23 protein-coding genes and 1 other annotated feature are annotated in these 22,705 nt (G+C 45.8%); of the genes, 8 read left to right on the top strand and 15 right to left on the bottom strand.

Annotated features, from left to right (window positions below):
* Window positions 1–27: 27 nt before the first annotated feature.
* Window positions 28–1,275: a tyrosine--tRNA ligase gene (tyrS, locus tag EXG77_RS04175; protein ID WP_035396513.1), complete on the bottom strand. Its 1,248-nt coding sequence runs from the start codon at window positions 1,273–1,275 to the stop codon at window positions 28–30.
* Between the two features lie 56 nt (window positions 1,276–1,331).
* Window positions 1,332–1,536: a binding site (T-box leader), on the bottom strand.
* Between the two features lie 148 nt (window positions 1,537–1,684).
* Here tyrS and EXG77_RS04170 point away from each other — a divergent pair.
* Window positions 1,685–4,201 (top strand): transglycosylase domain-containing protein, encoded by a 2,517-nt coding sequence (locus EXG77_RS04170; protein WP_052017092.1) that lies wholly within the window; start codon window positions 1,685–1,687, stop codon window positions 4,199–4,201.
* Between the two features lie 46 nt (window positions 4,202–4,247).
* Here the strand turns inward: EXG77_RS04170 and acsA are convergent, their stop codons facing one another.
* Window positions 4,248–5,951, bottom strand: coding sequence for an acetate--CoA ligase (gene acsA / locus EXG77_RS04165; RefSeq protein WP_035396511.1), 1,704 nt, complete (start codon window positions 5,949–5,951; stop codon window positions 4,248–4,250).
* Between the two features lie 146 nt (window positions 5,952–6,097).
* On the opposite strand from acsA, the gene EXG77_RS04160 reads away from it, so the two are divergent.
* The 4 genes from EXG77_RS04160 (at window position 6,098) to EXG77_RS04145 (ending at window position 9,432) form a co-directional block, all read left to right on the top strand.
* Window positions 6,098–6,730, top strand: a complete 633-nt coding sequence (locus tag EXG77_RS04160) for a GNAT family N-acetyltransferase (RefSeq protein ID WP_035396509.1) — start codon at window positions 6,098–6,100, stop codon at window positions 6,728–6,730.
* An 18-nt stretch (window positions 6,731–6,748) separates the two neighbouring features.
* Window positions 6,749–7,381 carry an acetoin utilization AcuB family protein gene (locus EXG77_RS04155; RefSeq protein WP_035396507.1) on the top strand — a complete coding sequence of 211 codons (633 nt, stop codon included), beginning with the start codon at window positions 6,749–6,751 and terminating at the stop codon, window positions 7,379–7,381.
* Entirely contained in the window at window positions 7,378–8,571 is a 1,194-nt protein-coding gene (locus tag EXG77_RS04150; RefSeq protein WP_035396504.1) for an acetoin utilization protein AcuC, read from the top strand. The genes EXG77_RS04155 and EXG77_RS04150 overlap by 4 nt, the downstream gene beginning before the upstream one ends.
* A 105-nt stretch (window positions 8,572–8,676) precedes the next feature.
* Window positions 8,677–9,432: a FixH family protein gene (locus tag EXG77_RS04145; RefSeq protein WP_119182605.1), complete on the top strand. Its 756-nt coding sequence runs from the start codon at window positions 8,677–8,679 to the stop codon at window positions 9,430–9,432.
* A gap of 53 nt (window positions 9,433–9,485) precedes the next feature.
* On the opposite strand, the gene ccpA is transcribed toward EXG77_RS04145, so the two are convergent.
* From ccpA to EXG77_RS04125, 4 genes are all read right to left on the bottom strand, one after another.
* Window positions 9,486–10,496: a catabolite control protein A gene (gene ccpA / locus EXG77_RS04140; RefSeq protein WP_023469068.1), complete on the bottom strand. Its 1,011-nt coding sequence runs from the start codon at window positions 10,494–10,496 to the stop codon at window positions 9,486–9,488.
* Window positions 10,497–10,654: 158 nt separating this feature from the next.
* The gene (locus EXG77_RS04135) at window positions 10,655–11,740 is read right to left on the bottom strand and encodes a bifunctional 3-deoxy-7-phosphoheptulonate synthase/chorismate mutase (RefSeq protein ID WP_023469069.1); all 1,086 of its coding nucleotides are present in this window, start codon (window positions 11,738–11,740) and stop codon (window positions 10,655–10,657) included.
* Window positions 11,741–11,939: 199 nt separating this feature from the next.
* Window positions 11,940–12,476 (bottom strand): YtxH domain-containing protein, encoded by a 537-nt coding sequence (locus EXG77_RS04130; RefSeq protein WP_035396501.1) that lies wholly within the window; start codon window positions 12,474–12,476, stop codon window positions 11,940–11,942.
* Entirely contained in the window at window positions 12,473–13,042 is a 570-nt protein-coding gene (locus EXG77_RS04125) for a DUF948 domain-containing protein (protein ID WP_035396498.1), read from the bottom strand. The genes EXG77_RS04130 and EXG77_RS04125 overlap by 4 nt, the downstream gene beginning before the upstream one ends.
* Window positions 13,043–13,180: 138 nt before the next feature.
* Here EXG77_RS04125 and EXG77_RS04120 point away from each other — a divergent pair, with 138 nt between their 5' ends.
* Window positions 13,181–14,293: an aminopeptidase gene (locus EXG77_RS04120; RefSeq protein WP_035396496.1), complete on the top strand. Its 1,113-nt coding sequence runs from the start codon at window positions 13,181–13,183 to the stop codon at window positions 14,291–14,293.
* Window positions 14,294–14,346: 53 nt separating this feature from the next.
* On the opposite strand, the gene EXG77_RS04115 is transcribed toward EXG77_RS04120, so the two are convergent.
* The 7 genes from EXG77_RS04115 to EXG77_RS04085 all read right to left on the bottom strand — a co-directional run bounded on the left by EXG77_RS04115 (window position 14,347) and on the right by EXG77_RS04085 (window position 19,513).
* Complete coding sequence (locus EXG77_RS04115; protein WP_023469073.1) at window positions 14,347–14,787, bottom strand: DNA starvation/stationary phase protection protein; 441 nt, start codon at window positions 14,785–14,787, stop codon at window positions 14,347–14,349.
* Between the two features lie 92 nt (window positions 14,788–14,879).
* Window positions 14,880–15,395, bottom strand: a complete 516-nt coding sequence (locus tag EXG77_RS04110) for a DUF2179 domain-containing protein (protein WP_023469074.1) — start codon at window positions 15,393–15,395, stop codon at window positions 14,880–14,882.
* Window positions 15,396–15,569: 174 nt separating this feature from the next.
* The gene (gene murC / locus EXG77_RS04105; RefSeq protein ID WP_023469075.1) at window positions 15,570–16,865 is read right to left on the bottom strand and encodes a UDP-N-acetylmuramate--L-alanine ligase; all 1,296 of its coding nucleotides are present in this window, start codon (window positions 16,863–16,865) and stop codon (window positions 15,570–15,572) included.
* Between the two features lie 78 nt (window positions 16,866–16,943).
* Window positions 16,944–17,654, bottom strand: a complete 711-nt coding sequence (locus tag EXG77_RS04100) for a hypothetical protein (protein WP_035396493.1) — start codon at window positions 17,652–17,654, stop codon at window positions 16,944–16,946.
* A gap of 37 nt (window positions 17,655–17,691) precedes the next feature.
* A complete protein-coding gene (gene ytpR, locus EXG77_RS04095) occupies window positions 17,692–18,300 on the bottom strand; it encodes a YtpR family tRNA-binding protein (RefSeq protein ID WP_035396490.1) in 609 nt (202 codons plus the stop codon).
* A gap of 53 nt (window positions 18,301–18,353) precedes the next feature.
* Window positions 18,354–19,151, bottom strand: coding sequence for a DUF1444 domain-containing protein (locus tag EXG77_RS04090; protein ID WP_052017091.1), 798 nt, complete (start codon window positions 19,149–19,151; stop codon window positions 18,354–18,356).
* 53 nt (window positions 19,152–19,204) lie between these two features.
* Window positions 19,205–19,513 carry a thioredoxin family protein gene (locus EXG77_RS04085; protein ID WP_023469079.1) on the bottom strand — a complete coding sequence of 103 codons (309 nt, stop codon included), beginning with the start codon at window positions 19,511–19,513 and terminating at the stop codon, window positions 19,205–19,207.
* Window positions 19,514–19,639: 126 nt separating this feature from the next.
* Here EXG77_RS04085 and EXG77_RS04080 point away from each other — a divergent pair, with 126 nt between their 5' ends.
* Window positions 19,640–19,930, top strand: coding sequence for a hypothetical protein (locus EXG77_RS04080; protein WP_023469080.1), 291 nt, complete (start codon window positions 19,640–19,642; stop codon window positions 19,928–19,930).
* Window positions 19,931–20,013: 83 nt separating this feature from the next.
* On the opposite strand, the gene EXG77_RS04075 is transcribed toward EXG77_RS04080, so the two are convergent.
* Both EXG77_RS04075 and EXG77_RS04070 read right to left on the bottom strand, forming a co-directional pair.
* On the bottom strand, window positions 20,014–21,027 hold the full coding sequence (locus EXG77_RS04075; protein ID WP_035396486.1) for a PTS transporter subunit IIC: 1,014 nt from the start codon (window positions 21,025–21,027) through the stop codon (window positions 20,014–20,016).
* A 157-nt stretch (window positions 21,028–21,184) separates the two neighbouring features.
* Entirely contained in the window at window positions 21,185–22,255 is a 1,071-nt protein-coding gene (locus EXG77_RS04070; protein ID WP_035396484.1) for a M42 family metallopeptidase, read from the bottom strand.
* A gap of 119 nt (window positions 22,256–22,374) precedes the next feature.
* Here EXG77_RS04070 and EXG77_RS04065 point away from each other — a divergent pair, with 119 nt between their 5' ends.
* Window positions 22,375–22,677 carry a PepSY domain-containing protein gene (locus tag EXG77_RS04065; RefSeq protein ID WP_012371126.1) on the top strand — a complete coding sequence of 101 codons (303 nt, stop codon included), beginning with the start codon at window positions 22,375–22,377 and terminating at the stop codon, window positions 22,675–22,677.
* The last annotated feature ends 28 nt before the right edge of the window (window positions 22,678–22,705 follow it).

Genomic DNA, 22,705 nt, shown 5'->3' with positions numbered 1-22,705 from the left:
TAAGTGCAGGGAGCGTTTCGTATATCATCAAGCATGCTCGATGACGAAGTATTTTTTCTTTCCGCGACGTACGATCGTAAAGCGACCGATTGCATCAGCTTCCGTGATTTCTTTCGTTAAGTCTTGCTCGCGTTCTCCGTTTAGGTAGATCGCACCGTTCGTAACGTCTTCACGTGCTTGACGTTTTGACGGACTGATCTTCGCCTCAACGAGAACGTCGACGAGGTTTGTCGCTTCGCCGAGTGTAAAGCGCGGCATTCCTTTGAACGCATCTTCGATATCTTCTACTTGCAACGATTTAATATCTCCACTAAAGAGTGCCGTCGTAATACGTTGTGCTTGTGTCAGACCTTCTTCACCATGGACGAGAACGGTCATCTCTTCTGCAAGACGACGTTGCGCGACACGCTTCTCTGGTGCTGCCTTGACTTCTTCTGCGAGCGCGTCGAGTTCTTCGTGCGTTAAGAACGTGAAGTATTTCAAGAACTTGATGACGTCAAGATCGTCAACGTTGAACCAGAATTGGTAGAACTCGTACGGTGACGTTTTGTCAGCGTCTAACCAAACCGCACCACCTGCTGTCTTACCGAATTTTTGACCGTCTGCTTTTGTAACAAGCGGTACCGTCAATCCGAATGCTTTTTCTTCATGACCCGCACGACGAATCAATTCCATCCCTGCTGTGATGTTACCCCACTGGTCACTACCTCCGACTTGAAGGCGGCATCCTTTGTCTTCGTAGAGTTTCAAGAAGTCAAACGATTGAAGTAACATGTATGAGAACTCAGTGAATGAGATCCCGTTTTGAAGGCGTGAGTCAACAGAATCTTTCGCAAGCATGTAGCTGACCGGGAAGTGTTTTCCGATATCGCGTAAGAAATCGATGATCGTCAAATCTTTCGTCCAGTCCAGGTTATTGGCGATCGTGACCGGGTTTTCTCCTTCAAGTGGTAAGAAACGTGACAACTGGTCCTTAATCCGATTCGCGAACTCTTCGACGATATCCGATGTATTCAACGAACGTTCTGTTGCGCGACCACTCGGGTCTCCGATCATTCCCGTTGCTCCACCAACGAGACCTACGACATGGTGTCCTGCTTGTTGGAATCGTTTTAAGACTAAGATCGGCAACAGGTGTCCGATGTGAAGTGAATCCGCTGTTGGATCAAATCCTGTGTAAAGTGTCGTTGGTGTCTCGAGTAATGTCTTCAATCCTTCTTCATCCGTCATCTGGTTAATTAAACCGCGAAATTCTAAATCCTCTAATAACGTCATTGTGTCTCCTCCTAAAGTTCACTTTTAACAATAAAAAACCGTCCCTTCGTCTAAGACGAAGGGACGGAAGATTCCGTGGTACCACCCTGATTGCCCTTTTAAAAAGGACCACTTGGTTCGTCGATAACGGGACGGACCGCTTGATTTCTCAAGAAACTCCTGGAAGCGTAATTCATAAGTTCACTGTGTCCTAGTTCGCAGCACCACTAGGTCTCTGTCACAGGGAGTGACTTACTACTGTATTCCGATCACTGTTTAACGTATCATATGAAAATAAGATGGTTTCATGATACGTCGAAGGCGAATCCGCTGTCAAGCCAAAATTAAGCAATGGATTTATGGTATAATACGTCTATCTGTGATTTAATATTAATTTACACCTAAGTTTAAGATGCAAAGGAGATCATTTATGCGCGAGAACTGGTCCAAGTTTTGGAATCACCCCCGGACGAAAGCCGTTCGGCACTGGTCGAATATCACATACGATGTTTCATGGAACATCATTTTATTCCTCATCATAGCAGTGTTGCTCATTGGAAGCTTTTCTGTCGGAGCTGCCGGCGGATACTTCGCTTCCCTTGTCAAAGGTACGAAAGCCCCTCCATTGACGGAAATGAAACAACAAGTCAATAGCTATGCAGTAACGAGTCAGATTTATTGGGGAAGCGGCGAGAAATTGACGAACGTCTCTACTGATGAAGAACGTCAGCCTGTCGACATTAAAAATATCTCTCCGTATTTATTAGATGCCGTCTTATCAACTGAAGATACTGATTTTTATCAGCATGATGGTGTTGTCCCAAAAGCAACATTGCGTGCAGTCTTGCAAGAGCTGACAAACTCCGCGTCACGGACTGGCGGAAGTACGTTGACTCAACAATTAATTAAAAACCAAATTTTGACGAATGAAGTCTCGTTCGAACGCAAAGCAAAGGAAATCATCTTAGCGCTACGCCTCGAGAATGCGATGTCAAAAGACGAAATTCTTCAAGCTTATTTGAATGTCGTCTCATTTGGTCGAAACTCACTCGGACGTAACATTGCTGGAATTGAAGCAGCTTCTCAAGGTGTCTTTAATAAATCAGCGAAAAAGCTGACATTACCACAAGCAGCCTTCCTCGCCGGCATTCCGAAAAACCCTTATTATTACACACCGTATCTTCAAGGTGGCGTCGTCAAGAAAGATTTGACACCAAGTATCAATCGGATGAAAACCGTCTTGAAGCGGATGTATGTCGCAAAAAACATCACAAAAGAACAATACGAAAAAGCGATCAAGTACGATATCACGAAAGACTTTGCGAAACAATCGAAACGTTCACGTGACACATATCCGTATGTCTACGACTTAGCAGAGCGTGAAGCAACAAAAATCATGACGAAGTACTTGATGAAACAAGATGGAATTAAAGAAGATGAAGTCAAACCGTCTGAACTAGCAGAAGTTCGAGCAAACTACCAGGATCAAGCACTGGTTGCTCTCCGTCAAGGTGGGTACAAAGTTCACTTGACGCTGGATAAGAAAATTCATGAATCCATGCAACAACCTGCGAAGAACAATGGAAACTTCCCTGGCAGCATGCAGTACAAACAAGTCGTGGATCCAAAAACGAAAAAAACCGTTTCGAAACAAGATCCCGAAGAGACAGCAGCGGTCATGGTTCAAAACGAAACAGGTCGTATCCTTGGATTCGTCGGCGGGCGCTATATGGATGGGAAAGCGGATGACTTCAACCGGGCATTCCAAGCCAAACGTCAAATCGGATCGACAGCAAAACCAATTCTCGTATATTCAAATGGTATCGAGAACGGTTTAATTACTCCGGGATCGACCGTCAATGACGAAGAGTATTACTACCAGACCGTACCACGTCAACCAGGTGATCGCCCAATCAAGAACGAAGGCGGTCGTTATCGTGGGAACGTGACGGTTCGCACCGCACTTGAACTTTCATTAAATGTACCTGCTGTTAAGATTTACGAGAAGATGAACATGTCGAACTCGATTCAAAAACTCGTCGATATGGGCGTAGAAGTACCGGATGCGATTCGTTATGCTCCTTCGGCTGCACTCGGAACGATGGAGATCACACCAGTCGAACTTGCTGGTGCTTACGCAACACTCGCGAACTATGGTGAATTCGTGCAACCATACGTCATTTCGAAAATCACGAAAGATGGAAAAAACATTTATAAAGCAAAACCAAAGAAAAAGCGAATTTACGAACCACGAACGGCTTACTTGACGCTTGATATGATGCGCGGTGTCTTCACAAAAGGTACAGCAACATTTGCAAAAGACCGATTGAATGTTCCGGGAGACTGGGCAGGTAAAACCGGTACGACCAATGATGTCAAAGACTCTTACCTCGTTGGTTCGACACCTGGTGTGACCCTTGCCGTCTGGACAGGACATGACCAAAACAACTCACTCATCGGTCCGACGACATATTATCAACGCACACAGACGCTGTGGTCACAAATGGCGAACGCAGCATATGGCGCTAATAATAGCTACTTCAAATCAGGTGCTCGCTTCACACAACCATCTTCTGTAACAGCAAATGACTTTAAGAACAGTGGTCGTTTCAAAGAAGAAGATAAAAAGAAAAAAGCCGAAGAGGCGAAGAAAAAAGCGGAAGCTGAGAAAAAGAAAGAAGAAGAAGCGGAACGAGAAGAAGAAGCAAGCAGAGCGGAAGAACAGAAACAAGAAGCTCAACAAAACGAACAACAAGCGGAAGCTGATGCGAAGAAAAAAGCAGAGGAAGACGCAAAACGTGCTGCCGATGCAAAAGCAAAAGCCGAAGCAGAGGCAAAAAAGAAAGCGGAAGCGGACGCTAAGAAAAAAGAAGCAGAGGCGAAGAAACAGCAAGAACAACAGAAGAAACAAGATGAAAAGAAAAACGATGCTGCTTCTGAAAACTAACAAAAAGGATGAATCACCTGTTGCGGTGATTCATCCTTTTTTACGTTCAATCTTCCATCGTCGACAGATCACCTGTTTCAAGATTCAACTCCCATGCTTTTAGAACACGGCGCATGATTTTACCACTTCGTGTCTTCGGCAATTTATCCCGGAAATCGATTTCTCTCGGTGCCGCGTGAGCAGCAAGCCCCTCTTTGACGAATGCTTGGATTTCTTGTTTTAGCTCATCCGTTGGCTCGTAACCATCACGCAAGGCAATGAATGCCTTGATGATTTCACCGCGGACTGGATCTGGTTTCCCGATGACCCCAGCTTCCGCGACAGCTGGATGCTCGACGAGACGACTTTCGACTTCAAACGGACCAACCCGTTCTCCAGCCGTCATGATGACGTCATCGACACGTCCTTGGAACCAGAAGTAACCTTCGTCATCCATATAGGCAGAATCCCCTGAGACATACCATCCTTTAAAGAAGTACGATTCATATTTCTGCGGATTGTTCCAAATTTGACGCATCATCGATGGCCATGGTGTTTTTAAAGCAAGGTTCCCCATTCGGAATGGCGGTAACTCATTTCCTTGATCATCAATGATCGCAGCCTGAGTTCCTGGAATCGGTTTCCCCATCGATCCCGGTTTGATGTCCATCGACTTGTAGTTACAAATCATCATCGCGCCTGTCTCCGTCATCCACCATGTATCATGAATCCGTTGATCAAAGGCTTCTTTCCCCCAACGAATGACTTCTGGGTTCAACGGTTCGCCGACAGACAATACATGACGGAGACTTGAGAGATCATGATGATTTGCAACATCCGCTCCTGCTCCCATCAACATCCGGAAAGCCGTTGGTGCGCTATACCAGACCGTTACCTTGTACTTCTCGATGACACTGTACCAGAAATCCGGATTGAAGCGTCCACCGACGACGATGTTCGTCGCGCCATTCAAGAATGGTGCGAAGATACCGTAACTTGTTCCTGTGACCCACCCCGGGTCAGCCGTACACCAGTAGACATCATCTTCTTGGAGATCAAGTACCCAGCGACCTGTCATTAAGTGCTGAATCATCGCATTTTGAACGTGGAGCACACCTTTCGGCTTCCCTGTCGATCCTGAAGTGTAGTGCAGGATCAATCCGTCTTCACGATCTAACCAGACCGGTTCGAATACATCGGATGCTTGCTCGAACGCTTTGCGGAAATCGAGTAATGTGTCCGATTCTTCGACATCTTCATCGACAAGTACTACCTTTTCAAGTGATTCCAGTTCCCCAACTGGAACACGTGGGAGCAATGCCTTCGTCGTCACGAGTAACTTCGCTTCAGAATCAAGCAAGCGATCACGGACCGCTTGTTCCATGAATGCTTCAAATAACGGACCGACGATTGCGCCTACCTTCAGTGCGCCAAGCAAGGCAAAATACAATTCCGGTGAACGTGGCATGAAGATGAAAATACGGTCACCCGTTTTGACCCCTGCATCGACTAATACGTTTGCCGCTTTATTCGTCAATCGTTTCATATCTGCATATGTGAATCGTTGTTCCGTCGTTCCATCGAAATAGATCAGCGCATCCTTGTTCGCCCGCTCGCCTTCTGCGTGGCGGTCGATTGCTTCATGAGCCATGTTGACTTTCCCCGTTGTCGCCCATGAAAAGTACTGCTCAGCATCTTTCCAGTCGTACGTGTTCGTTTCATCATACTCTGCTAACCAATGCTTCCCCGGAAGCGCTTTCAAAACTTTCATGTCTCGTTCCTCCCCTTCTATGTTTTCCTCTTTATTATAAGCTAGTTATCCGTCAGTTCAATCCATTTGCCGTCAATTTGTTAAAAAATCCCTCTCTTTGCTCAAGCGCTTTCGTCTATAATGAATAGGAAGGTGGTGACGCTTACATGTTTGAAAAACAATTCAATCATCGGACGCATGAAACATCACTCGGTCCCGTTGACATCGAAGGTCCCGTACCGAGTCAAACACTAGCAACGTATACACTCGATTCAGGGTTGACGGCTTTTCGTCCACCTGCTGAACAACATCAAGCGCTCGTTGAGATTGCAGACCTTGAGGAAGGACGGATCATCGTCGCTCGTCAAGGAATGGAAATCATCGGTTATGTGACCTACTTATATCCTGATCCCTATGAAACATGGAGCGAAGGAAACAATCCGTACATCCTGGAACTCGGAGCGATTGAAGTCTCCTCTCGGTTCCGCGGACAACAGATCGGTAAAAAATTGCTTGAAATCTCTATGCTGGATCCCGCCATGGAACACTATTTGATTTTAACGACTGAATATTATTGGCATTGGGACTTAAAAGGGAGCGGACTATCGGTCTGGGATTACCGAAAAATCATGGAGAAGATGATGAACCATGGTGGTCTTGTCTTCTTCCCGACCGACGATCCCGAAATCGCCTCCCATCCTGCTAACTGCCTAATGGCGCGTATCGGAAAACACGTCTCACCTGAAGTCGTCGCTCATTTTGATGCGCTACGCTTGAGAAGACGCTTCATGTATGACTGAGCTTGAGGAGGAATCGTCATGTTAATCGAACAAATCATGAATACGACGTGCATCACGATGCAACCGACGAATTCCATCGCGCATGCGGTCGAACTCATGCAACGTCATCAGATTCGTCATATTCTCGTCGTCAATGCCCGTCATGAACTCGTCGGTCTTGTCGGACTAAAGGAAATTCAAAGCGCAAGTAGCATCTTTCATCCGGATACGGCAAAGCAAGACCTACAGTATCCGGTCTCAAGCATCATGATTGAAAGTCCTGTCACGGCCCACCCGCTCGATTTTCTCGAAGATGCGGCTGTGCTGTTTTATGAATATCGATTGACGTGTCTGCCAATCGTTCGCGGTCGACGCCTTGTCGGTGTCGTCACGGAAACGGATTTGTTGCGGACATTCGTTCAACTGACGGGCGCACTCGAACCAAGTTCTCAAATCGAAATCCGTGTTGAGAACACTGCTGGAACATTAGCAAAGATTGCCGCACTGCTTGCCAAAACGAATATCAATATCTTAAATGTACTCGTGTATCCAACAGACGATCCGTATGTCCGGATCGTTGCGTTTCGTGTCCAGACGATGAATCCGATTCGGATCATCGAAAAGTTGCGCAAAGAAGGATTCGATGTACTTGGACCGGATGTGAGCAGATGAAGGATTTTGCTTATCTGTACAGTCCTGAAGAAGCGACTTATCGGTTTTCGGAGACACATCCATTCAATCCGATTCGCCTCGAATTAACTGTTTCCTTGCTTGAAGCGATGAATCAATTAGATGACATTCCTTGTATCGCGCCACGTCATGCGACTGATGAAGAATTGTCACTCGTTCATGATCAGGATTATATTGCCGCCGTCAAAGCAGCTGGAACCGGAGCATTAACCCCCCTCAAGGCACAGATGTATGGTCTTGGGACAGAAGATACACCTTTGTTTCAAGGGATGCATTCGGGCGCTTCTCTCCTTGTCGGCGGCACGATCGAAGCGTGTGATCTCGTCTTATCTGGTCAATATAAACGGACCTTTCATATCGGCGGTGGATTGCATCACGGATTCCGTGGACGTGCCTCTGGTTTTTGTGTCTATAACGATACCGCTGTCGCCATGGCAGCCATGATTGAAAAATATCACTGTAAAATTCTTTATGTCGATACAGACGCCCATCACGGTGATGGTGTACAATGGGCCTTTTATAATCGAAAGGACGTCATGACATTGTCTCTCCATGAGACGGGTCGCTACTTATTTCCAGGAACGGGAATGGTGACGGAACGGGGGTCTGAAGAAGGGTATGGATTCAGCTGGAACGTGCCACTGGACGCCTTTACGGAAGATGATTCGTTTTTACTCGCGTATGAGACGGCACTCTTTGAAGCCTGCGAATTGTTCCAACCAGATCTCATCATTACGCAAAATGGTGCCGATGCACACGCGCTTGATCCATTGACTCATCTATCTTTGACGATGAAAAGTTATGAACAGATACCTCAAATCGCCGTCGCTGCAGCAAATAAATATACGAATGGAAAAATCGTTGCTTTAGGAGGCGGTGGCTATGACTGGTATCGTGTCGTTCCCCGCGCGTGGAGTCAAGTTTTCGCTGCCATGACCGGACAAGCTCCGTTTCACGGAGAGATTCCTGTTTCATGGCAAGAACGTTGGAGTGGACAAGAAACAACCCCACCTACACACTGGCATGATCCATCCCCACTCTATCCCGCCATTCCGCGACGACCTGAAATCGAAGAAAAAAATTGGGAAACCGTCAAACGACTGATTTGGCCGTTTGTGAGCGATGAGCGTAAGAAGCAATTGACTGCGACTTCCCCCTACTCCGTTGATTAATCGACTTTATATCTTCACATTTATTTCGTTCGGAGTTCACAACTTGTTGCTATACTAAATATGGAATTTTTACTTAGTAAATGAATAATAGTTGGGGGAATCATCATGAAAAAGGCATGGCTTTATTCCGGTCTTATTCTGTCGACGGGGATCGTACTCGCAGGGTGTGGCAATGAAAAGCAGGCAATGGATCACGATAACATGCAAGGGTCAGGAAAACCTACGGTCGAGGTCAACGTCAATGTTCCAGCGAAGACAATGGAAGATGAAGCCGTTGTTTTTAAAGCGTCAGCTGTCGAACAAAAGAAACCAGTTAACCTTGAGGACGTGACATTTGAAGTTTGGGAAGCCGGAAAACAAGACGGTGCCCATCAAAAGTTCAAGGCAACCTTGAAAAAGACGGGTTCTTATCAAGCAGAAGCTGAACTCGCTGAAGGTGAATATGAAGGACTATATCATATCAATGATAAAAAAGGACTCCATCATATGGATAAGATCTCATTCGTTGTCATGGATCATTCACATGAACAAGAGGAAGCATCGCACGAGCATGGACATGATCACGAAGCCATCGACGGTCTGTCTGTTCATTACATGGGCGCAACAAAAGTGAAAGCCGGTGCTGAACTCCCCGTCTCCTTTCATGTTTTCCTTGATGGAAAACCTCTAAAAGCGAACGTACAAGTGGAAGTCATTGAAACGGGCATTGAAAAGCATAACTACGTTCCTCTAGAAAAAAAGGGTGATGCCTACAGCGGGAAAGTGACATTGACTGCACCTGGTCAGACGACGGTTCGACTCCATGTCGAAAATGACCAACTCCATCATCATCAAGATGAACTTATCACCGTCGCGAAATAAAAAAACGTCTCTTTTTTCAAGCAGCTTGCTTGAGAGAAGAGACGTTTTTTCGATTAAGGACGTGTCGAATCCCGTTGTTCGATCCGGTGTGGTAACGTGACATCGTTCGTTTCAATTTCTTCTTTGTTCAAGATTTTCGTCAATAGACGCATCGAGACTGCTCCGATATCATACATCGGTTGAACGACAGTCGTCAGTTTCGGACGAATCATCGTCGCAAGACGTGTGTTATCGTGTCCGATAACTTCGAAGTCTTCCGGTACACGATGTCCGGCATCCTGTAAGGCATGGATGACACCAAGAGCCATCTCATCCGTTCCAGCAAAAATCGCGCGTGGGCAATCTTCTCCAAGTTCAAGCAATTGATTCATCGCCTTCATTCCTGAATCATACGTATAGTTTCCAAGGACGACATTTTGCTCGTTAAACGGAAGATTTGCTTCTTCGAGTGCTCGGCGATAACCAGCAAATTTCTTTTCACCATTGATTTGCTGTTCGAGTGGTCCAGTGATGAATCCAATCCGTTCATGTCCACGGTCGATCAAAGACTTAACAGCATCGTGCGCAGCACTCTCATAATCGATGTTGACGGCAGGAAGATCATAATCTTGATTCAACGTTGCAGCAAGCACGATCGGAACCGGTGATGTTTTAAACTCCCGAACGAGATCCTCATGCAAACGTCCGCCCATGAAGATGATTCCATCAACCTGTTTTCCGAGCAATGTATTGAGCAAATGAATCTCTTTTTCCCGGTTTTGGTCGGAGTTACATAAAATGATGTTATATTTATACATTGTCGCGACATCCTCAATCCCGCGTGCTAAATCCGCAAAGAAGATGTTCGAGATATCGGGCACGATGACACCGACCGTCGTTGTTTTTTTACTTGCCAGTCCACGGGCAACAGCGTTTGGACGATAACCAAGCTGTTCGATTGCGTCTTGGACCTTCTTTCGTGTAGATGGTTTGACATTCGGGTTTCCGTTGACGACACGCGATACGGTCGCCATCGAAACAGCAGCCTCTCGCGCGACATCGTAAATCGTAATATTACTATTCAAAACAAATTCCTCCTTTAGTATGATCCATCTCAAGTGTTTTCATTTCGTTTTCATTTTTAGGCAACACGAAAGGAAGACAGGAAAAGATAGTTTTCTTTTCCCATTCTTCCTTCATTGTAAAACGTTTTCATTCGCTTTAGGTTACCCTTTTTCGGAAATCATTGAACGTTTAGTGCCGGAAAGGTAGTCGTCAAGTTTTCGATGAACGTATCGAATTCTTGGAAATCGAGTTGTTGATTCGCATCAGACAACGCAAGTGCTGGGAACGGATGGACTTCGACCATGACAGCGTCTGCCCCAATCGCGTATGCCGCTTTTGCTGTTGGCAAGAGTAAATCCTTACGTCCTGTCGAGTGCGTGACATCGACCATGACAGGAAGATGCGTCTCTTGCTTCAGAATCGGAACTGCTGAGATATCAAGCGTGTTCCGTGTTGCACGTTCATACGTCCGAATACCACGCTCACATAAGATGACTTGATCGTTACCACTCGCCATGATGTACTCAGCCGCGTACATGAATTCCTCGAGCGTTGCAGAAAGACCTCGTTTTAAAAGAACCGGCTTATTCGTCCGACCGACTTCTTTGAGTAAATCGAAGTTTTGCATGTTGCGTGCGCCGACCTGGATGATGTCGACATATGGTAAAGCAGATTCAACGGCGCTCGGTGTCATGATTTCAGTGATGACATGCAAACCGTGCGCGTCCGCTGCTTTTTTCAACATCTTTAGACCTTCGAGTCCTAGACCTTGGAAGTCGTAAGGCGATGTACGTGGTTTGTACGCTCCGCCTCGCATGAACTTCACGCCATGTTTCGCGAGCTGTTCCGCGACCTCAAATACTTGTTCTTCGCTCTCGACCGCACACGGTCCAGCGATCAATTGTTGTGAACCGTCTCCGATGACGGCATCTCCGATCCGGATGATCGTATTCGTCGGTTTTTGTTTCCGTGATACGAGTAATTTCCGAGTCCGATCTTCTCCTTGTAATTCGAGAGAAGCTTTGAAAATTTCTTTAAATACATGCTGAAGGCGTCCTGTTTCAAAAGGTCCATGGTTATTAGCGGCAATTGATTCGAGCATTTGACGTTCTCGAACAGGGTCGTATCGATCAAGCCCTTGTGCTCGTTTAACTTTTCCGATTTCAACGGCAATTTGACCTCGTCTGTTCATCAATTCCAATAATTCTGCATTCACTAAATCGAGTTCATCACGTAATCTTTTTAATTCTGCATGTTGATCCATGTCCTACCACTCCCTAATCAGCATATAGCTCGTAATAGCAACTAATTATAGCGAACTCTTTCCCTGTTGTACATAAAGAAGCTGCATGATTTCTTAAAATATGAAAATAAATTACGTTTTTTCATATAATTTTTTTATGTTTCCTCTATAAGGAAACATAGAAAAAGAGCCCTCATGATGAGAGCTCCTCATGTATTGATTATTTCTTATGATTCACATCAGACTGTGGATCATTGTCTTCCTCTTGTTCGTCTGCTAACTGTTCACGTAACTCCGAAAGTTCAACGACCGTCTCCGTGTCGATTTCTTCTGCAACAGACGCCCCATCGACTTCGTCGCCGATTTCACGTTCGATGTCCCGTACGAGTTGCTCCGCTTCCGCGAGAGCAGCATCGATGCTTGCCTGATCCTTCTCAAAGCCCGCATATTGAGCCGCTTCTTGAACCGTTGAATTGTTTTTCGCTTTTTCAATGACAGGTGCTGCCTTATCTTTCGCTAGTTGAATCCACTCACCTACGAGTGGCTCCGCTTTTTCGCGGACGACTTGTGTCTGTTCCGTCAAACGTTGACGGGCAGGAGCCGTACGCTCGTCAATCAGATTGCGTACTTCACGACCTGATTTTGGGCTAGAAAGGAGAGCTGCCGCAGCACCAATCAATCCACCAACGATGATTCCGGCAAGGAAGCCTCCTCCTTTAGAAGAATCTTGTGCTTGATATGGGTGTTGTTTCGTCATGATTTACGATCTCCCTTCAACTCATCTGGAATGCTTTCAACGTCCGGTACTGACACGACTTCCGGTGTGACCGGCGCCTCTGCCTTTTTCCGGAATCGACGACGTGGCTTTTTCTCAACCGTCGTCGTTGCCGTCGAATGATTTTGAACCGTAGTCTCTGTCGGCTTATTTTTCTTAAATAGTTCTACAGCGACTGAGCCCCAACGGACTGCTTGCGCAATCTGTTCTTTATTCGTATCTGCCGCACCAGCAACCGTATCGGATACTGTCCGGACAGAATCTGTCACTTTGTTTAGAGACGTACCGAGTTCTTCGATCGAGTTTGCGACAGGTGCAAGCAATTCTGTTTTTTCTTCAATCGTATCAACCAGACGATTCGTCTTATGTAACAACGCTGTCGTCTCCATCATGATACCGTCTAATTGACGTTCAAGTCCTGCTGTCGTGTTGGCTACATTGCTGAGCGTCTTACTCGCAGCACCTAATACACGGGCAAGGAAAATGACGAGCACTACGAATGCGATCGCAGCGACTAATCCGGCGATTCCGCCTAATGTGATTTCCATGGTTCTTGCCTCCAATTTTTTGCATAGTCTTTTGTTGTTAGTTCGACATGTAGCAAGTCGTTCCTGCTACTCCAAATGGTTTATTTCCGTTACAATGATAATTGAAACCTATATCATCCATTTCGAGGGGGAAATTTCATGCGTGACCCACGTCTTACTCAACTGGCAACGAATCTCATTAACTATTCGGTTGCCCTTGAACCTGGTGAAAAAGTATTGATTGAAAACTTCGGCATCGAACGCGAACTGGTCGAGGCACTCGTTGAAGCTGCCTACGCGGCTGGCGGTCATCCGTTCGTTTTACTTAAGGATAATCGTATCCTACGAAAATTATACCGAAATGCTTCAGAAGAGCAACTCCAATTGATGGCAGACATCGAACGCAAGCAAATGCAAGCGATGGACGCATACATCGGACTACGTGCTGGTAATAACATCAATGAATTATCAGATGTGCCGGCTGAACAGATGAAACTGTACGGTCAAACGATCGGTAAGATGCACACACAAGATCGTGTCAAAGGAACGAAATGGGTCGTCCTTCGTTTCCCAACCGCATCGATGGCGCAACTTGCGAACCAATCAACAGAAGCATTCGAAGACTTCTACTTCGATGTCTGTACGCTTGATTATGAAAAAATGGGTCAAGCGATGGAACCACTCGTTGACTTGATGAACCGGACGGATCGTGTTCGTCTCGTCGGACAAGGAACGGATCTAACGTTTTCGATCAAAGATATCCCAGCCATCAAATGCGCTGGAAATGCCAACATTCCAGACGGTGAAGTCTTTACGGCACCGGTCAAGGATTCGGTCAACGGTGTCATCTCGTACAATACACCGTCTCCATATCAAGGGTTCACGTTTGAAAACGTCAAACTAACGTTCAAAGACGGTAAAATCGTCGAAGCAACAGCGAACGATACAGATCGGATCAATCAAGTCTTCGATACAGATGCTGGTTCCCGTTTCGTCGGCGAATTCGCGATCGGCGTCAATCCTTTCATTCAGCATCCGATGAAGGATATTCTATTCGATGAAAAAATCGATGGTAGCTTCCACTTCACACCAGGTCAAGCTTACGAAGAAGCCTACAACGGTAATGACTCATCCGTTCACTGGGATCTCGTCAACATCCAACGTCCCGATTACGGTGGTGGAGAAATCTGGTTCGACGACGTATTGATCCGTAAAGACGGTCGTTTCGTCCTTCCAGAACTCGAAGTCCTCAATCCTGAAAACCTGAAATAAGAAAAAGCGGATGGCTCGTCCTACATAGGACGGGGTCATCCGTTTTCTTTATCTTATTTTTTCAATGTCGCACGAAGCATCCAAATTTGTTTTTCGATTTCCTTCGCTTGACCAAGTAAATCATCTTCAACCGTCACGTCTTGTGCCTCAAGATGTTCAATCGCATCGAGCATCTCTTTTCGGACTTGTTGGAAGTCTTTGATGACGGAATCAATCATCTCATCTGCCGATAATCCTGATTTCGCTTCTTCAAGCGTCGTTTGCTCTAAATACTCTTTCAGTGTCGCAGAAGGTGTTCCGTTATTCATCAGTAGACGTTCTGCAACAACATCATATTGTTCAGACACCCATGTATAAAGTTCTTCAAGCTTCTCGTGAAGCGTTAAGAAGTCTGGTCCTTTAATGTACCAATGATAATTGTGGAGTTTGACGAACAGTACCCCATAGTTTGCTACCTGTTGATTCAAGGCTGATTTTGCATGATTACTAATCATCTGATATTCCCCTTTCCTGATTTCAAATGACGTTCTATTTCATCTTTATCCTTAAATAACAAAGAATAAACATCATTCTCAGGAAAAGTGCTCTATCGAGGACGCTTTAATCCTTTCAACATATACCCACCTTTGAAGTCGACGGAATCAAATGCTACGAGAAATGCTTTCGGTTCGTATTCTTCGACGAGATTACGAAGCACTTTCATACGTGTTCGAGCCGCGAGCACATCTAACCGGTAACGGACACCGTCTCGTCCTTGACCTTGGTAATGTGTCACGCCAAAACCATTATCGCGAATGACTTGAATCAGTTCCGCTGGAAATTCTTGCGTATGCACTTGAATCATATTGTAACCGATGGCGAGTTTTCGCTCGACATATCCACCGACGAGTATTCCTAAACCAAATCCAAGCGCGTAAACGACCATGCCGAGTGTCGTTAAGTCTTGGAATACGATTCCTAGTGCAAAAATGTAAATCAATGTTTCGACTGTGCCAAATAATCCGGCAATGACAGTCCGCCCTTTGACGAGCATGATCGTCCGTAATGTCAAAACAGGAACGTAAATCAACTGGAGCAATAAGATGAGTAAAATCTGTCCCATGGTGTCTTTCCTTTCTGTTAATAACTTCAACACATACACACTATTTCAAACTTTATTTCAAGATGCAATCCTATTTTAGATTTTCCTCATCGGTTTTTTGAAATTACTATCATAATTCAAAATTACGACAAAAAAAGCGCCACTCCGGTCGAGTGACGCTTTTTGATCTGTTGCTTATTTCACACTTTGATACTGATGCTGATACGTTTGGATGTCGCCCGCTCCCATGAACAGAAGCACAGCATTTTCATGCTGACGTAGAACAGAAACGTTGTCGCGCGTCAGAATAGAAGCTTGCGGGATTTTCTCCTGCAGATCTTCGACGCGAACTTGCCCTTCCTGCTCACGTGCCGATCCAAAGATTTCGCATAGATATGTCGCATCTGCTTCACGTAAAGAAGTCGCGAAATCATCCATGAATGATTTCAAGCGTGTGTACGTATGCGGTTGGAAAATCGCAATGACTTCACGGTCCGGATATTTTTTCCGTGCCGACTCAATCGTCGCGCTGATTTCCTTTGGATGGTGCGCGTAGTCATCTACTAAGATTTGTGTGCCGAATTCCGACTCACTGAAGCGACGTTTTACACCACCAAATGTGGCTAAACGTTCAGCAACGTCGTCTTTGCTCAATCCTTCGTACTGACAGATCGCAATGACAGAGAGTGCATTCAAGACATGATGACGACCGAATCCTGGAATGAGGAACGTGCCGTAGAAATCATCACGTAAATAAACATCAAATGATGTACCATCTGGCGTTGACGTCGCGTTTTCCGCGCGGAAATCATTGTTTTCTCCAAATCCATAATAGAGAACAGGTACATTCGCTTGAATGTTTTGAAGATGCTCATCATCTCCACAAGCAACGATCGCTTGCTTAACCTGCATCGCCATTTCTTGGAATGCCGAAACGACGTCATCGATTCCTGTGAAATAATCCGAATGATCGAAGTCGATATTCGTCATGATAGCGTAGTCCGGCTTGTAATATAAGAAGTGACGTTTGTATTCACATGCCTCGAAGACGAATGCTTTCGCATCCTCTACTCCTGCCCCTGTCCCGTCTCCGATCAAGAAAGCTGTCGGCGTGATACCGCTCAAGACGTGTGAAAGCAAACCTGTCGTCGACGTTTTTCCGTGTGAGCCTGTAATGGCGACCGAACGATATTCATTTGCTAGATGTCCTAAGAAATCGTAATAATGATGGATGGTTAAACCAAGTTCATTTGCCCGTGCGATTTCTGGATGATCATCTCCAAAAGCATTCCCTTGGATGATGACATAATCTTCTTTGATGTTATCCGCATTGAACGGGAAAAATGGAATTCCCTTAGCCCGTAACGCGTCTTCAGTAAAAATGTGCTTTTCGATGTCTGAACCTTGCACCTCATGATTCATCTCATGTAGTACTTGGGCGAGCGCACTCATCCCTGTTCCTTTGATTCCAACAAAATGATACTTTGTCATATAAAAGCCCTCCAATTCACGTTCCGGTCCGTACCATCGGGCTCGGGTACAAAACCTGTACCATTATAGCAAACCGATTTATTTTTTACCATGTAAATTATTTTGTTCTCGACGTGCGCGATACATCGCCATCAAGTCTTTCGTCGTCATGACGACGTTGACAGGCGGTCCGACCGGTTTTTTCACTTCCGACTGAACAGGTTTATCGACCTCAGTAACAGATGTATCAAAAGTCGGTGCGAAGCTCTCCACTTGTTGCTCAGCTTCTTTTTCATCAGCAGACTCTTCACTTGATGTCTCTGTCGGAACAACTGATGGTTCCACCGTCTCACTGTTCGAAGATGTTTCAGTTTCGTCCGTTTCTTCTACTTCTGTTACGGTCGGCTCTTCTTCTCTCACGAACTCTTCACTTGTGTGAGGTTCCGGTATAAGTAATTCGACGTCCGTCACCGGTACAAGACCAGCATCTGCTTCCGCTTCGTCTAATACGACTTCTGGCGCGATTAGTTCTTGATTCGTCAAAGCAACCTCATCAGTATTTCCCTCTTCGACTGTTTCCGAAACCTGTTCACTCGTTTCCGTTTCTTCCGTAGCTTTTACGGTTTCCGATGCAGATTGCTTCGGACGTTGGAATCCATAAATCGGTGAAGGCACATCCGTTAAAACGAAGCGATCTTCACGCTCCTCTTTTTTCGGACGTTCCACCGGCTTTGTCTCACGTTCCCCTGCAAGCTCTCGACGAATCCGGGCAGCCTGCTCTTTTAGTGACTGTTCATAACGATTACTCATACGTTCACCCCTCCATCTTGTTAAAAAATCGGTCGAATCATCGACCGATTGAGAATGCTTCCCCTACTGCTTTTGTATCATCGAGTACAAGAATCCCTTTTTCTTGTGGTGCATCGACAAGTCCGAGCTCACGCGCTGAGCAGAGCATACCACTTGATGGTACGCCGCGTAACGCCGAAGGACGGATGATTAACCCAGACGGCATGACCGCTCCCGGTTTAGCAACGACTACTTTTTGACCCGCCGCTACATTCGGTGCTCCACAAACGATTTGTAAAGTTCCGTTATCTACTTCTACCTGACAGACCGATAATTTATCAGCATCCGGATGCTTCTCGCAAGAAGCAACGAACCCAACAACGAATTTCGGAGAATAATCCAATTGTTCGAGTGACAATTCGATATCTCGATTCGCCAGTTCCTTTTGGATGACTGTTGCCAATTCTTCCGTCAATTCAACCGGCCCTTGTGTCTCGATCGTAAACGTAGTCGAAGCATCAAACAGGTTGTAACCGACGACACGATCACCATGCTTGATAGTTGCTACGTCTCCTTCACGAGTCGCTGTCACTTCCGCACGTGGTGCGTCTTCCAAAATGATCATTAAGACGTCACCGACGCCCTCTTTATTATAAAACACATTCATTCAATCCATGACTCCCTTCCGTCTTTCTCACAATGCCTATTGTATCAGATTCTTCACTCTTTCGGCTGCTTGTTTTTCGCAAGGACGAAGACCGGTTCCAGATTGCCATCTTCATATAAGAATGGTAATGCTGTGACCGGTACACGCCCGTTCGAGAAGAAGTCAAACATCAGTTGCTGTAAGACATCATATCCGGCGTCATTACGAATATCCGCGAAAATCAGCACATCCTGATGCGGAATCCCGACAGCGAATTCTCCTTCGATTTGCGCCGCATAATCTGCTAATAACGTCTTGTTCAAAACACGACTCGCCTCATATCCGTCGCCGAGACTCAAGAAATAAAAGATATTCCCCGCGACTTCATCTTGTTTAAATGGCGCATCAAGCGATTTCACATTAAAACGCGCTGCTTCTGATAGCTGTTCAGCTGTCCATTCAGCAGACGCTAGTAACTCCTCATCAATCAAACGATACGTCGCTCCTAGATCAAGCGCGTACATGATTTTCGTCTCACCTGTATGTGGTGTACTGACGAGCGTCTTTCCTTCTTTTGTCGTATCGGCAAACGATTTAGCGCGAATGACAGGAAAGATTTTTTGCTCTTGTCCAACGAGTGAGATTTGATCCGTTTGTCCGAGTACAGCACGGATATATTCGATCGTCTCTTCGACTGCGATGACACCTCTTCGTTTTGCTTTTGCGACAAGCGGATTCAATCCGACATCAACGCCTGATTTATCGTTCTTTCGCTCAATTCGTAATACAGACTTTTCACGATCGAAATATGTCGTGTACCCTTCTTCTTCAAATGTTTGTGTCATCATTCTTCGGATTTGTTGTAGTTCCATTCGAATTCATCCTTTCTATCATTAAAAAAAGCGAGTCAGCGCTCGCTTTTTTCTTAAACCGTCTCTAAAAATGCTGTCACCTGTTCTGGTGTCTTCCGCTCTTTCCCGACATAACGCCCTGTCTCTTCACCATCGCGGAATGCAACAAAACTCGGAATTCCGAAGATGTCCATTTCCTGGGCAATTTCAATATGATCATCTCGATCGACATAGTAAAACTCGAAGCCGTTAAATGTTTGCTCGATTTCCGGCATGAACGGATCTAAGAAGCGGCAATCCGGACACCAGTTTGCTGAGAATAAAAAGACGGCATTTCCTTGTTTTGCTGTATCGAATTCTTGTTTGGATTGTAATGTTTTCATGATGATTTCCTCCTTTGATTTCCCTAGAAGTCATTGCCCTCATCATAGCATATTCAATTGTGACTGTGCGTTTTCGTGCTTGGTTTGCTATACTGCAACTAGAAAACACCTGGAAAGGACTTCACTATGGCAGATCAACCAATCAAACATCCGTTCGAACGCTTCGTCGGCTTCGTTGGCATGACGAGTTGTTTACGTTACGGCTATTCCTTCATTGATTCCGAACGAAGCTTACCCGAAATCTTTTTGTATTTGGTCGTCGGTTTTGCGATCATCATTTTACTCGAAGCACTCGGAAAACGACTCGCTCGAAAATTGCCCGTCGTACGCATGCGGTATTTGACTCCACTTTACCTCATTTACCTCTATGTTTTCTTTACGAGTTTTTATTCAAGTTCATTCGGATTCTCTTTATGAAAAAAGCTGATTCAAAAAGTCATATGCTTGTTCGTCCACCATCCGGTCAAACAGGCGTATCCTTTAGAATCAGCTTTTTGTATTTAATATTCGATTTTTAAATCGCCATCTTGAATCCGACCGAGACGTCGTAATAGGCGATAAATGAAATAACTGATGATGCCAGGCGCAAGGAAACAGAGGACAGCGACTGCTAGATAATACTCCATTTCGAACCCCATCGTTTTTAATAACATCAACGGACCAACGAATCCGCTCGTGCCCATACCAGAACCTTCCGGATTGCTCTCAAGCATCAACAGAACAGTCGCAAATGGCGCTAGGATTGCGCCGGCTACAGTCGGCGGTAGAAGAATCCAAGGATTTCGAATGATATTCCCTACTTGTAACATCGACGTACCAATCCCTTGGGCAACCACGCCACCGATTCCGTTATCACGGTAACTGATGACGCCAAACCCAATCATCTGTGCCGCACAACCGATCGTCGCCGCCCCTGCAGCAAGTCCATCCAAACCAAGCATGATTCCAAGCGCGGCACTCGAAATCGGCGCCGTCAATGCAAGACCCATGACGGTAGCAACGAAAATTCCCATGAATAATGGTTCGCGTTCCGTTCCCCAACGAATCAACTCACCCAGATCCGTCATCCCTTTCCCAATCCACTTTCCTGCGTAACGTCCGGCAACGAATCCGGCTAGTAACGTAATGAACGGCGTCAATAAAATATCGAGTCGCGTCGTCTTTGAAACGAGTTTTCCGATCTCTGTCGCAAGAAGCGTTGCAATGTAACTACCTGCTGGTCCTCCTGCTTCATATCCGAACGCACCAACGGCAACTGCTGCGAACAAGATCAGCGGTGGTGCCTCAAGCGCAAACGCTACAGCAACACCGATTGCTGGCCCAGTCAGTGCGATCGCCTGCTCTCCTAACTGAATGAGGAACTTCGCCTCTAAACCACGATCGACCAGTCCCTCACCAATCGTTCGGATGATGAGACCCATGATCAACGAACTAAACAAACCAAGTGCCATATAACTTAATACGGTGATGAAATATACTTTAGGGCTAAGTGAGATCCCTTTTTGTTTGAACATCTTGTCACGTCCTTTTCTTAACATCGCGTATCATTATATCAAATCTCCTTTCTATCCGACTACATTGTTTTTCCAACTGACAAGACAGTTCATGCTTACGTCGTTCTTATTAAACAAAAACAGACAGCGGATTCACATCCACTGTCTGTCATGTCATTCATTTGACTTGTAGCGTCGCGAGTGTCGTCGTATCGAGGTTCGTGACGAGTTTCCGAAGCAATTCCTTCGCCGCATCATAATCATCTGTATGCATGATCGATGCATGCGTATGGATGTAGCGTGCTGGTAAACCAACGACTGTCGTTGGAATCCCATTATTTGAACGATGGATGACACCACCATCGGTTCCACCTGCACCGACATAATATTGGTACGGAATCTTGTTCGATTCTGCCGTATCGAGGACGTAATCCGTCATCTCTTTTGAGAGGATCATGACACTGTCTTTAATTCGAAGCAATGGTCCTTGTCCGAGTTGACCAAATTCCGTTTTGTCTCCTGATGCATCATTGGCAGGAGAAGCGTCGACGACGAACGCGACGTCGGGATCGATGAGTGCCGTCGCTGTTTGCGCACCGCGCAATCCAACTTCTTCTTGAACCGTTGCACCCGAGAACAAAATGTTCGGATGATCCGCCGCTGTCGTCTCTTCCAACAATTCAATCGCCATTCCAACACCATAGCGGTTATCCCATGCTTTCGCCATGATCTTCTTCGGATTCGCCATCGGTGTGAACGGGAAGAATGGTACGGCAGGAATACCTGGACGTACTCCAAACGATTCTGCCTCTTCTTTTGAGTCTGCACCGATATCGATGAACATGTCTTTGATCGCCATTGGCTTATTGCGCACTTCTTCTGTCAATAAGTGTGGTGGAATCGATGCGATGACACCAGGGATGACACCGTTGTCCGTACAGATCGAGAAGCGTTGCGCAAGCAACACTTGGCTCCACCAGCCACCGAGCGGTTGAATCCGCAACATTCCGTTCTTCGTGATTTGCGTCACCATGAATGCCACTTCGTCCATGTGCCCGGCAACCATGACTTTCGGTCCTGTCGCATCGCCTGTTCGTTTTCCGAAAATCGAACCAAGTCCATCCGTAACAATCTCATCCGTGACAGGTGTGATGCGCTCGCGAACGAACTGACGAACGTCGTGCTCAAACCCTGGTGCCCCATTTAATTCCGTCAGTGTTCGAAATAACTCTCTCGTTTTTTCATTCATATGTATCGCCTCCTGCTTCTCATTATACAAAAAATTGCTTCTATCACTTAACCTTTTGTTTCTCTCTGAACGAATTATTTGGTACAGTAGGAATAGAACCTGTAAGGAGGGGAATTTTAATGAAAAAACGCTATTGGATTATCGGATTGGCAGCAGCTGTCGTCGCCGCTTTCGCAGTGAAGAAAGCCGTTGATAACAAACAACTTTCTGCCGAGGAAGCGCTCGAAATCACGAAACGCACATTTTCAGCAAAAGGACGTGTCCAAGGTGCATGGATCTCTGCAACACCAGAGGCTTACGCATATGAGTCACGTGACTACCAAAGCTACAAAGGTGGCATCTCGGTCCTTGAAGGTGATGACGAAAAAACGTATCAATTCACAGTTGATGCCGAAACTGGCGCTTTACTCGAATACGCTTAATCAAAAGACCGTGCTTCGATCGACGAAG

This window comes from Exiguobacterium sp. OS-77 (assembly GCF_000414195.2).
Taxonomy (GTDB): domain Bacteria; phylum Bacillota; class Bacilli; order Exiguobacteriales; family Exiguobacteriaceae; genus Exiguobacterium_A; species Exiguobacterium_A indicum.
The sequence above is the reverse complement of the archived record's forward strand: the minus strand, read 5'-3'. Positions and strand labels throughout refer to the sequence as shown.